The following is a 16,751-nucleotide window of genomic DNA, read 5'->3' as shown; positions in this document are numbered from 1 at the left end:
TTATCGTTTATTTTTGACTTTTATGACATAAATCGAAATGCGAAAAGAGCTGCAGCTACATATAAAAAAACAGCATCGCGAATGGATGCCGGGGTATGTTTATTTAAAAATTATAGGCAGAAAGCTTTTCATTAAGAACTTCCGTTTCGTACCCATGAGATTGTAAATACTTTAAGAGGGATGGCAAATGCTCAGCTGTTGCTTTGCGGTCATGGAGCAAAATAATAATCGGACTGCTCTTATAACGATAATTCTCCATCTGTTGAATGACCTGACCAACAAATTCACCGTTTTTATATTTCCAATCATGGCTGTCAATCGTCCAATCCCATAATTGGAAGCCAGCTGCTTGAACAGCCTCTTTATATGATGGTTTCATATATGGAGCAGATCCATAAGGTGTGCGAATTAAGTGAGTTAATGTACCTGTTAGGTCTAATAAAGTTGCCTGCCCCTGACTCATCTCATCAACAACTGTTTGTTCCGAACGATATATTTTTGAAACGTCATGGGTTACCCCATGCAATGCTGGGACATGCCCTTCATTAATAATTTGATTGAGTTCATCTGGATATTTCTTCATATTTGGTTCAAGCATAAAGAATGTGGCTTTCATTCCATATGAATGTAGAGTTTCTAAAATACTAGTCGTATAGGCAGTAGGTCCATCGTCAAATGTTAGATATACGTTACTGAGGTTCACCTCCTGGTTCACTTGCTCCTTTATTACACCTTCATTGTCAGCTTTCTCTGAACCTACCTGATTATTATTATTTTCTTTTTCATTGTTAACAACTTCTGCTTTAATGTCTTTATTCGGATCCTTAACTTCGTGAGTTTCTAAGTCTTGCTCACTTACTGCCTCTTTTTTCTTTAGTTGTATGGAACGGAAATGATGATAAAGAGAGCCGTTCATTTCATCAACTTGGTTAAAATTCCGCTGAGACATAAAGGAATACATCATATTAATTGGTTGTTTGAAAGTAGATACAGCCAATGCTTCATTATTGCTTCCTGGTTGTAAAATCATTGCTACTAAAGCGATACATACTAAAGCGGAAATGATTACTTTTTCCTTTGTCTTAATTAATTTTCTACTTCTGCCTGCCCTTGTTCTTCTCACGAGAATTCACCTTTCCATTTCTTGTTAATCTTAGAAGCAATCATAAACAATTACTGTCAACCAGGATGATATTTAATAAAATATCGAGTTATTATCACTCCTTTTTATTTTCTAAATGATTTATATGGTCATTGCTTTAGTGTAGTTATAGATTAGACGTTACAGATCTAAAAAAAGTTGTCATATTTCTATATTATTTTACAAAACTATTAAAATTTCGCTATGATTCTACTCTATTAACTGTACATAATATTTACAGCATTTTCAATTCCTTATAGACAATTGGAGTGATTTTTTTCACATGTTTTTGGGATTCTTTAAATGAGATAAGAATAAGAATTGAGAAGTCAGCTGGAGAAGTATTAGAATAAAATCAATAATTATGCGAAAATCATGAAATATATATAAAATTATTGCTATTTAATTGTTAGTATGCTAGAATCACTTTTAACGACATATAGTATATATATTTCAATTCATATACTATATGTCGTTTGATTTCACTAATTTCACTCGAACCATAGTCTCTTTTTTCTTTTTTTCCGCTTCATTGTAAAGCGGAAATTTTTTTTTCAAAAAGATCATTCTCGTACGAAATAACTGAAGAGGAATACTATTGAATAGTACCCTATCACTCCCGCTAAATAAGCTTGTTTCATTAGAAAGCTAATATTTTTACTAAGTAAAATGATAAATTCCGCCTTTATTCTTCCCTATCATTATTCGACATTTTTCACTTTAAAAAACCAACATCGGATTGTTTTTACACATCTCCGACTGTTGGTTTTCCTTTTCTTCTTAACATGCGATTTTATCTTTCTAAGTTCTTATCGTGCTATTATTATCAATACTGACTCAAAAATTAGATCTTGGGGTGTTTCTGGTAAGTCTATGAAACGTAAATAGAACTTAATCAGCGTCTAACCATAAGGTGCCTCCTATATTAAGCACACATAACTGCCCTTTACTTAAATTAAGGCGTTCCCACTCACTAAACAATCGCCCGAGCGCTTCAGGTCCAGTATCATCAGCAAGACGATAAGCTCCGTAATGCATTGGGATGAATGTTGTGGCTTTCAACTCTCTGAAAGCTTTAACCGCATCTTCAGGATTGATATGTGAAATCTTCATAAACCACTCTGGTTCGTACGCTCCGATTGGCATTAACACATAATTGATAGAATGAAACCGTTCAGCCATTTCCTTAAAACCGCGAAAATAGCCAGTATCACCAACAAAATAGATTGATTGTCCAGAGGGAACTTCTTCTAGCATCCATCCTCCCCAATGGGATGAGTTCGTGTCAAATAAGCTCCGCCTTGTCCAGTGCTGGGCAGGAACAAAAGTAATCTTAAGATTTTGATTATCAAATGAATCCCACCAATTGGCCTCAATCGTTTTGCTATACCCCTTTTTCACAAAAAGTCTTTTCAATCCATGTGGAACATAATAGGTTGGATTTCCTTTTAAACGGCGTATCGAACCAAAATCCAAATGATCATAATGTCCATGAGAGATAACGACTATATCAATTTCCGGCAGCTCTTCTATTGCGATTCCCGGATTTGTCAGTCTCCTATCAGTGCCTTGCCATTTCGCCCATACCGGATCCGTTAATATATTTAGCCCATCTAACTGGATTAAAAAAGTAGAGTGGCCGATCCAAGTTATGCTTGCCTTCTCACGATTATTTTGAAGCACCTCTATTTCTTTCTCTTCAGACTGCGGAATCTGAATCGTTAAATCCTTTACTTTTGACCGACGTTCCTTTCTCCATTGTGACATTGCCTTATATGAGTGGTTATTCTCCACACCATCCAAATTTTCATAACGTATTCTCATTATACTCCCTCACGTATCTAAAAATTCATTCCTTTTTTTATTCTAGCAAAAGTACTGATAAAATTCCTATTCTAAGCCAATGACCTTGAAAAACTGAACCCTTTTATCCATCTCGAGAACAATTATTTATGTACATTATCATTTCATTGCGTTAGCAGAGTTCATCATTTTCCTTAGGGCATCGCTGTGCTGGTGAATGGGTTACAATTGAAATCATGAAAGTGGGGCTACATTACCTAGCCCGTACAATAGATTTTGAGATTCCCGATCAAGATTTAAGTTTCAGTATGGTCAGTATGCCAAGTATTCCCCATAGTAAAATCGTAATCAAAAACGTGAAACGGAAGTTATAGTCAGTTTTTCAACAATTAATTTGTATGCGAATAAAAAACACCGCTCGCATCCATCATAAAAAAAGAAAAAGAAGGAGGTTATTTGGGGCAATATATGGTTAAAAAGGAATACTCCCTCTTGAACCAGCAGATCAAAATATGACGTCAAAAATCGGACCTGTATACCAGGTGTGACTGAAAATCAAGAACAAATTCAAAAATATATCAACCAATACCAAAGTCCAATCAGTGGGTCAAGTGATCAGCTTTACCAGTAATCTAAAATCGTTTGTATGAACGAAACAGCTAGCAAAGACATTCTAAACAACGCAAACAATCCCAAATCCCCTAAAAGCCCTCTAAGAGGGCTTTTCAGATTGACGACAAAAGGCATTTGGGAATGCTTTGATATGCTTGCCTTTTTTTGAATGTCTCTTTCTATGAACTTCAAATTTATTACATTTATTTTTTGTTGAAGGGCACAATTATTAATATATTCGTTTTTGGATACATAATTCTTGGAGGTATAATATGGAAAATATTAGTCACCCTGTTGAACTTTCATCAGCAGAAATAGCGAATCTTTGGACGCAATATATCAATGATTCATTATCAATTTGTATTCTTACTCATTCAATTGCTAAGGCAAAGGATGAAGAAATTAAAGATATCCTTACATTTGCTCTTAGCCTGGCAGAATCACATATTGAAAAAATCACAGAATTTATGAACGAGGAGAATTTTCCTATTCCTAAAGGGTTTTCAATTGAAGAAGATGTTAATATTCAATCTCCTCCCTTATTTACAGATACATTTATGATGGTGTATATGCATGTGATGACCTTACTTGGACTAACCGGCTATGCTGGTGCAGTAGCTACTTCAGCTCGCTCTGACCAGATCACCTATTTTGTTCAGTGTAATAAGGAAACAATGGAGCTTTATGAGCGAATCGCAAAATTGATGCTGAAAAAAGGGATATACAGTAAGCCACCAAGAATTAATACACCTAAAGAAGTGGAATTTGTAAATAATCAACATTATTTATCAGGTTGGTTTGGTAAAAAAAGGCCACTAAGTGCAGTTGAAATTAGCGGGATAAGCTTTAATATGGTAAAAATTATCGTTAAAGTTGTATTAGAGATTGGATTTGGACAAGTCTGCCAAACAGAGGATGTCAAAAAATATTTCCAAAGAGGAAAAAAGATTTGTGAAAAACAATTCGGAATGCTTAGTTCAACTTTAACGAAAGATGAGCTGGCATCACCAGCTTCATGGGTATCTGAAGTTACGAATTCTACCGTTGCTCCTTACTCCGAAAAATTGATGTTAAACCATATTGTTATTTTGATTTCAGCAGCAATCGGTTATTATGGAGCCGGAGTTTCTGTTTCACAAAGAAGAGACTTAGCGTTGGAGTATACGCGTCTGATGGCAGAGGTAGGGTTGTATGCTGAGGATGGGTCTCAGCTGTTGATCAAATACGGATGGCTGGAGCAGCCACCGTTAGCTGATGACTGGGAAAAATTAGCAAATATGAAGTAATGATGCGTAATTTCAGCAGTTTTTCCTTATCAGACACATATATAAATACCCCAAGAAAACATGCAGGTAACAATCTCTTTTATCGGTATTTTATTCATTTTTCTGTACAGAATAGTAATAGCCATTTTAACAGGAGTGAATAACACTTATGATAAAGTTACAGTCTGAAATTGAAGGAAAAAGGGCTTATTTTGGAATAGTAAAAGATTTATTTGACTTAAATGGATGCAGTTTCTGCAGTAATTTTGACTACCACCAAGGGAAATTTGATGCAGTGCTATGGCGTGAGGGTGGTGAAACCATTTATTTAAGAGTCCCCATTAATGTTCTAGAGGGAGCATTAGATCACTCGAATGCCTATATTGAATTTGGTACACCCTATGTGATTAAACATGTAGTCAATATTGGATTAGATTATGATGAACACTCATTGCTGACAGCAACTACCGGACTGACTCAATTCCAGGAGCCAATCGATAAAGATGGATACATAAAAGATAAAAGCAGATGGGCAATGGCAGGAGAGGAAAAAATTAATTCAATAATGAATTCAATAACTATATTGTTAAGTTCTTAATAGGTTTTCTTTTGGTAATTACGCTTGAGTAGGTAAAACTATTCGAGCGTGACTTTTTCAAAATGTGCAGGATGCTTGAATTAAACAAATCAATCACAGTATATTAGGGTACACGTACATGTGACCGCTTTTGAAAAAACGAGTATCACGGGGTGAGCTATTTGAATAGAAATAAAAACAAATCGGTACTATTTTTATCCGTATCTACTTTAATCGGATTATTGTTACTACCGGCTGCCATTCTAAAAAAGTCGTTTAAAGATTGGATTATTGTTTACCTTGTTAGTATCATAGGAAATTCTTATGCAGATAAATATCTAGTATCAAAAGGATATTTGAAGTATAAGATAAGGCCTTTTCCAAAAACTTTTAACATTCATTTACCCTTTGATTATGTACTTTACCCCTTAATATTACTTTATTACAACCAGTGGACACTACATAGTAAACCAATTGGTATACTTTTCAAACTTTTCCCCTTTGCAATTCCATTAATATTCATTGAGACGTTTGCAGAAAAAAAGACGAACTTAATAACTTGGAAAAAGGGATGGACTTGGTATCATTCGTTTATTAGTTTAATCATCAAGCTTCTTGTATGTAGAGGTATTATTGCAATAATTAGAAAAATAAACGATGAAAAACTCTCAATAAATTAATAAGGGAATATATCATATTGTGACAACAATTATTTTGCGGACTGTTGTTCCGCTATTTCATTAGAAAAGCATTTATTTCTTAAAATTCGGATTCAGGTTCCGCTATTAGTGTTCGAGAGAGTAATTTTCGTATGATTATGATCAATTAACGGAACTGGTGCCCGCTAACGTTGCAAAAATAGTGGATATTATATAAATAGCGGAATAGGTGTCCGTTGAGTTTCTGAGCGGACTCAGGTTCCGTTAATTGATTTCTTCAAATTCTGCTATCGTTTTTTTGAATTTTGTTTGTGTTTCCATGATTAATTTTTGTAAATCTTCGGTAATATCGTTAACCCGTCCCACATCAATTGTGATGCTGTCTATATTCCTATTCACTTCATTAATAGATTCAGAGACATTTCCTGCTAATCTACGCACTTCATCTGCTACAACCTTAAAACCTCTGCCATGTTCCCCAGCACGAGCTGATTCAATGGCCGCATTTAGTGCTAACATATTCGTCTGAGCAGATATATTACGAATTAATTTAGATACTTCACTTATTGACTCAATCTGTTGTTTCAATGATTGTAACGCTTTCATTTTCTAAGAAAGAGATGAACACTATTATTAACCAAAATGCTCTTAAGCCTAAAAAGTCGAGTACCATAGGCACTCGACTTTTTCCACGAAGGTATTTTGATCTTAAAGACTAATCTTCTTTATCATCATAAGTGTTTGTTGATATAGCTCTTAAATCAGTTAAATCGGTTTCCTCTCCAAACTCAGTGCCATAATTGACTTTTCCGTACCTTTGCTGGTTTGTAGCTGTCACTGCATTTTTCTCTCCCCATTCTTTAAACAGAAGGGTTAAACAAACGAGTCCACTTAGCCCAACAAGACTATATATGATTCTTGAAAGGGCTGCGTCTTGACCGCCAAAAATGGCTGCAACTAAATCAAAATTTAAAAAACCAATCAGACCCCAATTTATTGCACCAATAACTGTAAGAGCTAAAGCAATACGCTGTAAGGTTCTCACTGACATCACATCTCCTTTTTAATAGCTAAGTCTTAGTCCCACCTAAGATCCATTCATATCGTTTGTATTATTGACAGATTTCATACAAAGGTATATTTCAAAACAAACTTTTCTTATTACAAAACAATGGTTCAAAGTTCGTTCCGAATTTAATGCTACTTCTGGTCCTTTGTCATAATATCCAATTTTTTCGCAAACAATAAATCTATACAAAAGAATTTATGTCTTGGGAGGTTAACTGTGCATGACTGAAATAACAAAGCTGACTTCTGCTGAAATAGCTTCGATTTGGACGAGCTATATGAATGATAGCATGTCAAAATGTATCTTAGGATACTTCCTAAAAGATGTAGAAGATGAAGAAATTCGCGCTGTGGTTCAATACGCTTATGACCTTTCCTCTGCTCACATCGAAAAGCTGACAGCTATATTTCAAGCGGAAAAAATACCAACCCCGACCGGATTTACCTATGATAATGATGTCAATTTAAATGCTCCAAGAATGTATACCGACATGTTTATGCTGACATACATCAATCATATGGCCAAAGTTGGGTTGCTTGGATATAGTGGCTTTGTTTCTATGAGTGCCAGGGACGATATAAGAGCTTATTACAGAGAAGGCCTTAATGAAACCTCTAAATTATTTGAGCGTAGTACGAAAACCCTTCTTGCAAAGGGATTATTCGTAAGAATGCCTTATATTGCTTATCCAACGAAAACAGACTTTGTAGATACAAAGAAGTATTTAAGCGGTCTTTCCCTATTTAGTAAACAACGACCCTTGAATGCAATTGAAATCTCCCATTTGTCCATGAATATTCAAACGAATATTATGGGAAGCAAACTTGCCCTGAGCTTTGCTCAAGCAACACCAAGGGAGAATATTCGCAAATGGATGTTACGAGGAAAGGACATCTCACAAAAACATGTTCAAATATTTTCGCAAACCCTTCTAAAGAATGATATCAATCCGCCTGTTCCGTCAGATGTTTGTATTACAGATTCCACCACACCACCATTTTCGGATAAGTTGACTATGTTTCACATGGCTTTATTAAGTGCAGCAGGAACAGGAAATTATGCAACCGCAGCAGCAGCTAGCCAAAGAAGCGATCTTATCTTGAATTATGAACGCTTATCCATTGAAATTGCTATGTATACGAAGGATGGGGCTGACATTGTTATCAAGAATGCCTGGTTAGAGCAACCGCCAGGAACAAAAGATAAAGAGCAATTAACGAAGAAAAAAGATACGATGGAATGATTCCTATTTCAAATAAAAGACTACTTCACTACTTTTTACACATCATAAAAATCTAATTTATTAATAGAGGTGCATTCGCACCTCTTTTGCTGTAAATTTGACAACAATTTTCCAAGTCCTCCATCAACAAACTTTATGATTCAATTTTAGAAGTATTTTTTCTTTATTATTATCTGTATTACCTTCCCCACAACTATTCCTGGTATTACACTCAATATTGGCAGCCAAACAGGTCCAAGTAATACCCCAAACAGCTTAAGACTTGATGAATATATACATCCTACGGTCACAAAATAAGCTGAAAATGCAAACGGAACAAAGGAATATTTCTCTTTTCCTCCACCTGCATCTTTAAAAGCATCCCACATCGCAAAAAAATACAAACAAGGATAAAACATCAGCCATTGATAATCAGCTTGTCCAATCGCTTTTTCAATCTCTCCGTGAAAACTTGAAATAATCACTTCATTAAAATTCGCCTGAACATTAACTAAGACTTCTAAAAACACTAAAATAATACCTTTTATTAGTTTACCGTTTAAAATTTGACCGAACCCTGGAAGGGCTATGCTCCATAACAGTTTTTCTTTTGCTTCATCCACGAGCATAAACGTATATGGAAAAATTATTACCCATAAAAAACCTCCTATTCTAATCCATCAAATATATTATTTCCGACCTGTAATAAAATATTGATAGGACCGCCAGAACAATCCACCAATTTTTCTATACCACAAAAAAGAAAACCCAATTCCTAGGTGAATTGGATTTAAAAATATATTGCTAATTTAATTTTTGTTAATTCTAGACCGAACCTGCTACTTCCATATTATTTTTCCTTCGTATGAATAGGTAAATAAATCCTAACCGCTGTTCCTTTCCCTACTTCACTTGAAATATCTATTGTTCCATTGTGGGCCTCAATAATTTTTAAACTGGTCATCATTCCTAATCCAGTTCCTTTTTGTTTCGTTGTATAAAAAGGAATCCCAATATTGTTTAATATTTCTTCTGGAATTCCACACCCCTGATCAGCAATTTGAATAAATAATGTATGTTTATTTTTCATCTTAAGATGAACGGTTATCTCCCCACCACTTGGCATGGATTCAATCGAATTTTTAATAAGGTTGATAAATACTTGTTTTAGTTGATTTCCAATACATTGAACAAGAGGCAGCACCTCAAAGATCACTTTCATTTCGACGTTGTTCATTAATGCTTGTGATCCAAGAAGAGTTGTTACGTCTTCAAATATCACTTGAATATCTTCACGTTTAAAATGCTGCGCTTGTGGTTTTGCCAGCAGTAACAATTCTCCTGTAATCATTTCAATTCGTTCAATTTCCTTTAACATGATCTCTAGGTAACTCTTTTCCATATTTCCAATGGATGAGGACATTAATTGTAGAAAACCTTTAAGCGCTGTCAATGGATTCCGTATTTCATGTGCAATGGAAGCTGAAAGTTGTCCAACTGCTGAGAGTTTTTCCGATTTTATCAATTTTTGTTCCGTCAGCTTTTGACCTGTCAAATCTTTTGCAATTCCATATACACCAACTACTTCATGATCAACAATAATTGGCATATTTGTAACGCTTACATGGATAATATGACCATCCTTATGTATTGCCTTTGTTTCGTAATTTTGAGTAATACCCTGAACTGCCCTTCCATAAAAATCCATCGTCTTCTCGATATCATCTTTAGTAACTAAAGGAATATATGATAGCTGTAAGAATTCTTCTTCACTATATCCTAATAGCTGTTCCATAGCGGAATTCACACTAAGATAGTTTCCATTCAGATCAAAAGAAAATACTGCATCAGGATTTTGCTCAAAAAGGGATTTATAATGCTGTTCACTTTGTGATGATGCTTTTTTCTCTTCTGTCACATCTTGGAAGTAAACCGTTAAACCATTTTCTGATGGATAGGCCCTCACATCAAACCATGTTTTCAGCGGTGGATAAAACGCATCAAACTTTACGGCAATTTTTTCACATACAGCCTTTTGGTATTGTTCGTGAAAAAGCAAATTAACTGCCTCAGGGAACTCATCCCATACATTTTTACCAAAAAGGTCCTCTCGACTTCGAAATAAGAGACGTGCTGCCTCTTCATTCACATAGGTGACATTCCATTCTTCATCTAATGCAAAAAAGCCATCTGTAATTCGGTCTACGATCTCACGAGCGTCTATTTCTGTTATATTCATGACATGGACAACCTCACTAATTTTTATCATCTGAAAAGTATGTTTACTTATATAATTCTATTCAAGTGAGAAAAATCCTGCCATGGACCTATCATAGGAATGTCATTGGGAATAGAATTTCAGTATATTATTTAGGCTACTTTCATAACGAGAGTATATCCTAAGAAGAAAATGGATGTATGAGAAAAGCTAGAAAAACAAAAACAGATGGACTTGGTATGCCAATCCGTTTTTGTTTAACTATACTTATTTTTCAAAGGGTGATAATAGCTTCTCCACTTTCGAACCTTTTTTATAAAATACTGGAGGTTCTCCTAAAGGAGAAGACACGGTAATCTCTTCACCTTCTTCAATCAAAAATTTCTTACCAGACCATAAATGAATCCAATCCCCCTTAGGAAGATATACATTTGATTCTGCTTTTCCTTTATCTAATACCGGTGCTACTAAAAGATCTTCTCCAAGTAAAAATTCATCCTGCATCGAATACGTGTTAGAGTCTTTTGGATAATGAAAAAACAAAGATCGTACAAGCGGAGCACCTGTTTCCTCCATCTCCTTCATAAGCTGTTTTCGATAGGGCGCCAATGCCGCGTAAATGTCGGTAAAAACTTTCGCATGGTCAGCAGCTGCTCCATTATTATAAAGCTGCACACTCTCTTCAGGTCTGTTCCCTTCATGACTTCTGAATAAAGGCGTAAACGCGTTTAATTCAATCCATCGCAATAGCAGCTCCTCTGAACGGCTATATGAAAGAATAGGCTTTTTATTTAGACCAGTATAGCCTCCAGTATCGCTATGATTAATACCAAAACCGGAAAGTCCACTGCTTATTAGTCCTGGCACAACCGTTTTGATTCCATCATGCTCGTCCCAGCTTATTAATTGATCACCTAACCAAAAACTTGAAGCACTTGATGGGCTTTCACTATAGCCTGAGCGAAGAAAAAACATCCCTTCCGTTTCCAGATTTGATTCTTCCATCACTTCTTTGTTCAGTTGCGCCCAGCTTTCTGGATATTCATTATGAAATTGTTCACCGAGTGCGCCGTTACTCATAATCGCATCAAAAGGCAAGGCTTCTCCAAAATCAGCCATCCATCCTGAAAAGCCATTTTCAATCAACTCTTCCATCATGATGACTTTAAACCATTCCCTTGCTTCTTGGTTCGTTAAGTCAATAAGGGATGCATCGAAATCGGTAATTTGTACAGCAATCGGATTGTCATTTTTATCCTTTACAAAATATCCTTTTTTCGCTGCTTCCTGATATAAATTTCGGACTCGATTCTGTTTATCTTCACTATCGACTAAAAATGGATTGACATAACCTAACAAGCGAATGTTCTTTTCTTTTAGTGTGTTTATAAACGTATCCCAATTGTTATAATGATCCTTATCAAGCTCCCAATTCCACCAGAGCTGTGAACCAAAACTCGTTCTACGTTGTCCCACCCAGTCTTGAATCCAAACCGCTGAAATTGGTATATCTTTCTCTAAAAGGGTATCCAATTTTTCTACTACTTTTTCTGTTCCACCTTGAACGCCTAAGATGAGACCGTGCTGTGTCCAATCAGGTAAGGATTCCATGCGCCCAACAACAGATGTATGAGCTTCTACAAGCTCCTCAGGTGAATTTCCTGCATATACATACCCTGATGCATGACTTGAAAAAACTTCTAACTGCGCTTCTTTTTTATCTGTAAGATGAAAAACTTGATATTCCTTGTTTTCACTATATAGTGAGGTAAGATTGCTCGTTATGAAATGTGGGACAGGTGCATACGTATGAGCCCAGCTTCCTCCAGCACCATTTGTAATGTCAGCTAAAAAAGTTAATGGCTGTAACCCTCTTCCGACACCTTGCTCCTGGACAAGAATAGGCACTCGTTTTCCTTTCATATCAAATGAAGAATATTGTGTCCCAAATCCGAAATAATGTTCGTTTTTATCCGTTGACCAGGAAAGATAGATTCGATTATATGTGGGATCATCCAATGTAACCGAATAATGAAGCTTATTATTCTCTTCAGGTGATAGCTCGAATGAATAACCGACCTTCGTTTCATTTGAACACTGAAGAACCCCTTTTATGATGAATAAATGATTGGTAGACTCTATTTCATCAACACTTTGGTCAGCACAAGTTACTTCACGATTTTCTTTCATAGTAAAATGCCCGCGTTCCTCTTTTGCATCCAAAACGCCTTTTCCAGCTGCAAGAAAGCCCATTTCTATTGGTGTTGAAAATATTTCTTGTTTCGGACGTTTTGCGTGTGAAATAACCATTCGTCCTTCTTTCCCATCCCATTTAACTATAAATGAGTCAATGGGATAATTCTTGTTTACTTTCAAATCTTTAGAGACTGTTAGTTTACTATAGATTGGCGACTGGGAAGGGGCATCTTTCCATATAAATATTGATACGCCTATAATGACTAATAAAGCGAGTACACTTATTAATAATTTTTTCATTACGCCCTCTTTTCTAAATCCTTAGCTGTTTTGCTTGTTTCAACATCTTTTTCATTCTTTAGTGTGCCAAATAACACATCAACAAAGGGAGTGGAAACACCGTACCAGTAGTTTTCATTTTTATAATGGTGCAAAATATGGGTTTTCTTCACCCACAACCCCAACTTTGTTACCGGTTTGATTGGTCGATGGGCAACATAATGCTTCCATTCATAAACAAGCAGCATGAGAATCAGTCCCAAACCAAAAGAGACCGTGCTAATTAAAGTACCTGCGAAAAAATAGAAAAGAAAGATAGCAACGATTAAATTAGGCAGGCTGTACCAAAGTGGCAAGAATAATAGCTTCAAATCATTTGGATCTTTGTGATGATCATAATGGATGCGCTTTAGAAATTTTAACAAAAAAGGATTTTCTGGAGTTTTCAAGTGGAAAATAAAACGATGTGTCAAATATTCAGTAAACATATACGTGATGAGCCCAATGACAAAGTACAGAAGTGATAACCATGTAAGCCCCTTTAGTATCACAAAACAAGTCATACCTACAAATAAGACAAGCATAACGAAAATATCAAAATGCAAGAAAAAATCTCGATACAAACCCCTCTTCATCATTTTTCACTCTCCTTCGTTTTTGTTTTCCATAGCTGTAAGCTTTTTTCCATCATATTTTTCGTCATTTCCTCTGCAGCCTGTATATCAGCTTTTAATATAGCATTCAGCAACTCACCATAATATTGTCTTGATGCACTTCTGTGATACGGTTCGGCAAAATACTTTTCTGCCATTGGAATATATATATCTGTGAAACTATTAATAATAAATAAATAGATTGGATTCGAGGATAACTGTGCAAGCTCTTTCTGCAACTCCCAATCATAGGTGGCGTATGATTTCGCATCGTCCTTCAGTTCTTCCACTTGTGAAAATAGAGCAATGACCTTCAAAGGATGATGGACAACAGCTTGTTTAACATAAGAAGGTGTTAAGGAGATTCGAAGCTGCAGCATATATTCAATGAACACATCCGGAATTTCCTCATAGCATTGAAGAATATTCACAATGGTCATCAAATTTCCATGTTTCCAATAATCATTTACAATAGCTGGCATCCCCTTTCGAGCGGTAATCCACCCATTTCTTTCTAAACGTTGAATAGCTTCCCTCACAGTTGGTCTACCCACATTAAAATATATTGCCAATTCTCTTTCAGGTAACAAAGGCTCATTACTTTTATACTCGCCTTCTAATATCGCCTGAATTAGTTTTTTCTCTATCATGTCAGAAGAACGTACCTTCAATGAATATCCCGCCTCCCATTTGGCATTACCAATATTATTTTTGGTATTACCAATATGTTAATATTTATAACTGGAATTGGCAATATATTCTTAAAATTTAATCCAAAATAAAAAACGGACTTGTTCGAAATTCATACATGTCCGTTTTTTACTATTCTTAAGATTTTTTAATACTGTAGACAAAACCTCGTTACTTGATTGCCAAATGTTTCACTATATCCTCTTCCAATTTGCTAGGTTCGGTTGTAGGTGAATATCGTTCAACCACAAGTCCATTTCGGTCTACCAGAAATTTTGTGAAATTCCATTTAATATTTTTTAACAAGATCCCACCCTTTTGTTCTTTTAAATAAGTATACAGGGGATGTTCATTTTCTCCATTAACATCGATTTTAGCGAAAATAGGAAAGGTAACACCGTAATTAATTTGGCAAAACTGTAGCGTTTCCTCTATATCATCGAATTCCTGATTTTTAAATTGGTCACAAGGAAAACCTAGTACTTCTAGCCCGCGATCTTTATATTTTTCATATAGTTTCTGCAGTCCTTCAAACTGGGGGGTAAATCCGCATTTGCTGGCTGTATTCACAATGAGCAGCGTTTTTCCTTCATAATCTCGCAATGATTTTTCTTTGCCGTCTGTCATATTTATATGAAAGTCGTATATTGTTTCCAAAAAAATCCTCCTCACAATTGACTAATAAGCATTTTCAACCCTCATGTTTAGTCGCTTTCATTTAGGTGTGTATAAAGTTAATTATACCCAAAAAACACATCCTTTTTGATATTCCTTTTGAGAACATCTTTGTTTTTTAAATAGGCGGAAACGAAGTCAACCATTGCTTTTGATCCGCCAAGATAGTATTGACCAGTGTTTTTATACTGAGAAACAAAATGATCGATTTCTTTATATAAATCTTCTCTTGATGTAAGATAACAGATTTTGATTGAAGTATTTTTAGAGATTTCGTCAAGCTCATTTTTATAAATAAATGACCCTTTACTATCAATATAGAGTAGGCTTATCGCGTTTGCACTGTCATTCCCTTTATTCTCTATTTCTTTTACTATCGACCGAAATGGAGTGATACCGATTCCACCTGCAATTAAAAGTGTCGGACCAGGATCATTAATATAGAGAGGTCCAAATGGTCCTCTCATACTGACTTTCATTCCCGGCTTGAGTTCAAGCATTGCTTTCTTGAACTCACTTGGATTACTACTAATTTTCATTGATATTTTTACTAGATTTTCAGATGGCGCAGATGCCACAGTGAACGGTCGGGTTGGTTTTTTGATGGTTTTATGAATGATGCGAAAAATACCATGCTGGCCTGCTTTCCAGTCTAGATCTTTCTTTTTTTTAAAAATAAAAGTATAGACATCCTCTGATTCTTTATAGCTTTCTATAAAGACGATTTCTCTCTTTTTGAATATTGGTGATAAATCCTGAAAGAAACTCATAAGCAAAACCCCCTTTTTTACTAAATAAAACTGTTCACATTTGCTCTTGCAAATTCTTCAAAGGAACGTGGATGTCTTCCAGTTAATTTAACGAAATCGTCTGTAACCTCTTTCGCTGTCCCCATTCTTGTCATAAAATACAGTGCAACGGTTACGTTTACATAGCCTTTTTCAAGTCCTCGGTCTTTAATATAATGCCTTCTATATTTCAAATATCCTGGTTTCGCATAGGTGATTTGTCTTCCTGTTACCTTACTTAATATTTCTGCAACCTGATCATAATTTAATGCCTCTGGACCAGTAATGGTATGAGCGGTATTTCTATATTTATTGGGCTCATGGAGTAAAATGGCGGTTGATAGTCCGATATCGGCAGCATCTATAAAGCTTGTTTTGCTGTTTCCTGCTGGCACAAAAACTTGATTCTTTTCTCTAATTTCAACAGAATGAACACCCGATACATTTTGCATAAAGAATCCAGGTCGAATATGAGCATAGGGAATTCCTGCTGCCTCAATATATTTCTCAATCTTATGATGAGGTGGGATGGGATTGGTTTCAACTCCCATTAAAGATAAAAATGAAATCAGCTTAATCTTATGGGACTTCATAGCATCAATAAATGGGTACAAGTCTTCCGGTTTTCCAAGGTGAGGCGGTCTCATTAGAAATACTCTATCGACATTTTCAAGTGCTTGATGAAAAGTACCCTTATTTGTGAAGTCAAAATGAACTGCATCAATCGTATCCTTGAATATATCTTTTATCTTTTGGATATCCTGTCCTGCACCGACAACCTGTTCACCCATGCTTAATAATTCTTCTATAACATAACGACCTACATTGCCAGATGCCCCTGTTACTAATATTTTCATGAATATCCCTCATTTTATTTATAAATTACTTCTTAAGTTATCATAAA

The 16,751-nt window shown here is 35.5% G+C and carries 16 protein-coding genes; 4 read left to right on the top strand and 12 right to left on the bottom strand.

Translation table 11 applies throughout. The features are described from left to right. Positions 1 to 103: 103 nt before the first annotated feature. Both ACFYKT_RS06085 and ACFYKT_RS06080 read right to left on the bottom strand, forming a co-directional pair. A complete protein-coding gene (locus ACFYKT_RS06085) occupies positions 104 to 1,123 on the bottom strand; it encodes a polysaccharide deacetylase family protein (RefSeq protein ID WP_389216895.1) in 1,020 nt (339 codons plus the stop codon). Positions 1,124 to 2,032: 909 nt separating this feature from the next. Beyond that, positions 2,033 to 2,965 carry an MBL fold metallo-hydrolase gene (locus ACFYKT_RS06080; protein WP_389216892.1) on the bottom strand — a complete coding sequence of 311 codons (933 nt, stop codon included), beginning with the start codon at positions 2,963 to 2,965 and terminating at the stop codon, positions 2,033 to 2,035. An 863-nt stretch (positions 2,966 to 3,828) separates the two neighbouring features. Between ACFYKT_RS06080 and ACFYKT_RS06075 the strand changes: the two genes are divergently transcribed. From ACFYKT_RS06075 to ACFYKT_RS06065, 3 genes are all read left to right on the top strand, one after another. Continuing rightward, the gene (locus ACFYKT_RS06075) at positions 3,829 to 4,842 is read left to right on the top strand and encodes a DUF3231 family protein (protein WP_389216889.1); all 1,014 of its coding nucleotides are present in this window, start codon (positions 3,829 to 3,831) and stop codon (positions 4,840 to 4,842) included. A gap of 148 nt (positions 4,843 to 4,990) precedes the next feature. After that, the gene (locus tag ACFYKT_RS06070) at positions 4,991 to 5,419 is read left to right on the top strand and encodes a YugN family protein (protein ID WP_389216886.1); all 429 of its coding nucleotides are present in this window, start codon (positions 4,991 to 4,993) and stop codon (positions 5,417 to 5,419) included. A 161-nt stretch (positions 5,420 to 5,580) separates the two neighbouring features. Beyond that, positions 5,581 to 6,078 (top strand): CBO0543 family protein, encoded by a 498-nt coding sequence (locus tag ACFYKT_RS06065; protein WP_389216883.1) that lies wholly within the window; start codon positions 5,581 to 5,583, stop codon positions 6,076 to 6,078. A 243-nt stretch (positions 6,079 to 6,321) separates the two neighbouring features. Here ACFYKT_RS06065 and ACFYKT_RS06060 read toward each other — a convergent pair whose 3' ends face one another. Together ACFYKT_RS06060 and ACFYKT_RS06055 are read right to left on the bottom strand one after the other, a co-directional pair. After that, complete coding sequence (locus tag ACFYKT_RS06060; RefSeq protein WP_389216880.1) at positions 6,322 to 6,663, bottom strand: methyl-accepting chemotaxis protein; 342 nt, start codon at positions 6,661 to 6,663, stop codon at positions 6,322 to 6,324. Between the two features lie 109 nt (positions 6,664 to 6,772). Next, the gene (locus ACFYKT_RS06055; protein WP_389216877.1) at positions 6,773 to 7,102 is read right to left on the bottom strand and encodes a DUF378 domain-containing protein; all 330 of its coding nucleotides are present in this window, start codon (positions 7,100 to 7,102) and stop codon (positions 6,773 to 6,775) included. A 244-nt stretch (positions 7,103 to 7,346) separates the two neighbouring features. Here ACFYKT_RS06055 and ACFYKT_RS06050 point away from each other — a divergent pair, with 244 nt between their 5' ends. Next, the gene (locus ACFYKT_RS06050) at positions 7,347 to 8,369 is read left to right on the top strand and encodes a DUF3231 family protein (RefSeq protein ID WP_389216874.1); all 1,023 of its coding nucleotides are present in this window, start codon (positions 7,347 to 7,349) and stop codon (positions 8,367 to 8,369) included. Between the two features lie 146 nt (positions 8,370 to 8,515). Here ACFYKT_RS06050 and ACFYKT_RS06045 read toward each other — a convergent pair whose 3' ends face one another. From ACFYKT_RS06045 to ACFYKT_RS06010, 8 genes are all read right to left on the bottom strand, one after another. Next, entirely contained in the window at positions 8,516 to 8,971 is a 456-nt protein-coding gene (locus ACFYKT_RS06045) for a hypothetical protein (RefSeq protein ID WP_389216872.1), read from the bottom strand. A 227-nt stretch (positions 8,972 to 9,198) separates the two neighbouring features. Next, positions 9,199 to 10,587: a PAS domain S-box protein gene (locus ACFYKT_RS06040; RefSeq protein WP_389216870.1), complete on the bottom strand. Its 1,389-nt coding sequence runs from the start codon at positions 10,585 to 10,587 to the stop codon at positions 9,199 to 9,201. A gap of 246 nt (positions 10,588 to 10,833) precedes the next feature. Then, a complete protein-coding gene (locus ACFYKT_RS06035; protein WP_389216868.1) occupies positions 10,834 to 13,062 on the bottom strand; it encodes an alpha-glucosidase in 2,229 nt (742 codons plus the stop codon). Beyond that, positions 13,062 to 13,676 (bottom strand): sterol desaturase family protein, encoded by a 615-nt coding sequence (locus tag ACFYKT_RS06030; RefSeq protein ID WP_389217072.1) that lies wholly within the window; start codon positions 13,674 to 13,676, stop codon positions 13,062 to 13,064. The genes ACFYKT_RS06035 and ACFYKT_RS06030 overlap by 1 nt, the downstream gene beginning before the upstream one ends. Further along, a complete protein-coding gene (locus ACFYKT_RS06025) occupies positions 13,676 to 14,344 on the bottom strand; it encodes a GntR family transcriptional regulator (RefSeq protein ID WP_389217069.1) in 669 nt (222 codons plus the stop codon). Before ACFYKT_RS06025 ends, ACFYKT_RS06030 begins: the two co-directional genes overlap by 1 nt. A gap of 211 nt (positions 14,345 to 14,555) precedes the next feature. After that, a complete protein-coding gene (locus tag ACFYKT_RS06020) occupies positions 14,556 to 15,041 on the bottom strand; it encodes a glutathione peroxidase (RefSeq protein WP_389216865.1) in 486 nt (161 codons plus the stop codon). A 77-nt stretch (positions 15,042 to 15,118) separates the two neighbouring features. Further along, positions 15,119 to 15,829, bottom strand: a complete 711-nt coding sequence (locus tag ACFYKT_RS06015; RefSeq protein ID WP_389216862.1) for an FAD-dependent oxidoreductase — start codon at positions 15,827 to 15,829, stop codon at positions 15,119 to 15,121. A gap of 20 nt (positions 15,830 to 15,849) precedes the next feature. Continuing rightward, a complete protein-coding gene (locus ACFYKT_RS06010; protein WP_389216859.1) occupies positions 15,850 to 16,704 on the bottom strand; it encodes an SDR family oxidoreductase in 855 nt (284 codons plus the stop codon). Positions 16,705 to 16,751: the final 47 nt, after the last annotated feature.

The sequence above is a fragment of the Cytobacillus mangrovibacter genome (assembly GCF_042865275.1).
GTDB lineage: Bacteria > Bacillota > Bacilli > Bacillales > Cytobacillaceae > Cytobacillus > Cytobacillus mangrovibacter.
Note: the sequence above shows the minus strand (reverse complement) of the source record. Positions and strands in the feature narration are given on the sequence as shown.

What these genes read in the sequence shown, in the direction of transcription:
- ACFYKT_RS06035 (WP_389216868.1), bottom strand. Translation starts at nt 13,062, where the DNA reads ATGAAAAAATTATTAATAAGTGTACTCGCTTTATTAGTCATTATAGGC.
- ACFYKT_RS06025 (WP_389217069.1), bottom strand. Translation starts at nt 14,344, where the DNA reads ATGATAGAGAAAAAACTAATTCAGGCGATATTAGAAGGCGAGTATAAA.
- ACFYKT_RS06070 (WP_389216886.1), top strand. Translation starts at nt 4,991, where the DNA reads ATGATAAAGTTACAGTCTGAAATTGAAGGAAAAAGGGCTTATTTTGGA.
- ACFYKT_RS06015 (WP_389216862.1), bottom strand. Translation starts at nt 15,829, where the DNA reads ATGAGTTTCTTTCAGGATTTATCACCAATATTCAAAAAGAGAGAAATC.
- ACFYKT_RS06050 (WP_389216874.1), top strand. Translation starts at nt 7,347, where the DNA reads ATGACTGAAATAACAAAGCTGACTTCTGCTGAAATAGCTTCGATTTGG.
- ACFYKT_RS06075 (WP_389216889.1), top strand. Translation starts at nt 3,829, where the DNA reads ATGGAAAATATTAGTCACCCTGTTGAACTTTCATCAGCAGAAATAGCG.
- ACFYKT_RS06030 (WP_389217072.1), bottom strand. Translation starts at nt 13,676, where the DNA reads ATGAAGAGGGGTTTGTATCGAGATTTTTTCTTGCATTTTGATATTTTC.
- ACFYKT_RS06010 (WP_389216859.1), bottom strand. Translation starts at nt 16,704, where the DNA reads ATGAAAATATTAGTAACAGGGGCATCTGGCAATGTAGGTCGTTATGTT.
- ACFYKT_RS06040 (WP_389216870.1), bottom strand. Translation starts at nt 10,587, where the DNA reads ATGAATATAACAGAAATAGACGCTCGTGAGATCGTAGACCGAATTACA.
- ACFYKT_RS06060 (WP_389216880.1), bottom strand. Translation starts at nt 6,663, where the DNA reads ATGAAAGCGTTACAATCATTGAAACAACAGATTGAGTCAATAAGTGAA.
- ACFYKT_RS06080 (WP_389216892.1), bottom strand. Translation starts at nt 2,965, where the DNA reads ATGAGAATACGTTATGAAAATTTGGATGGTGTGGAGAATAACCACTCA.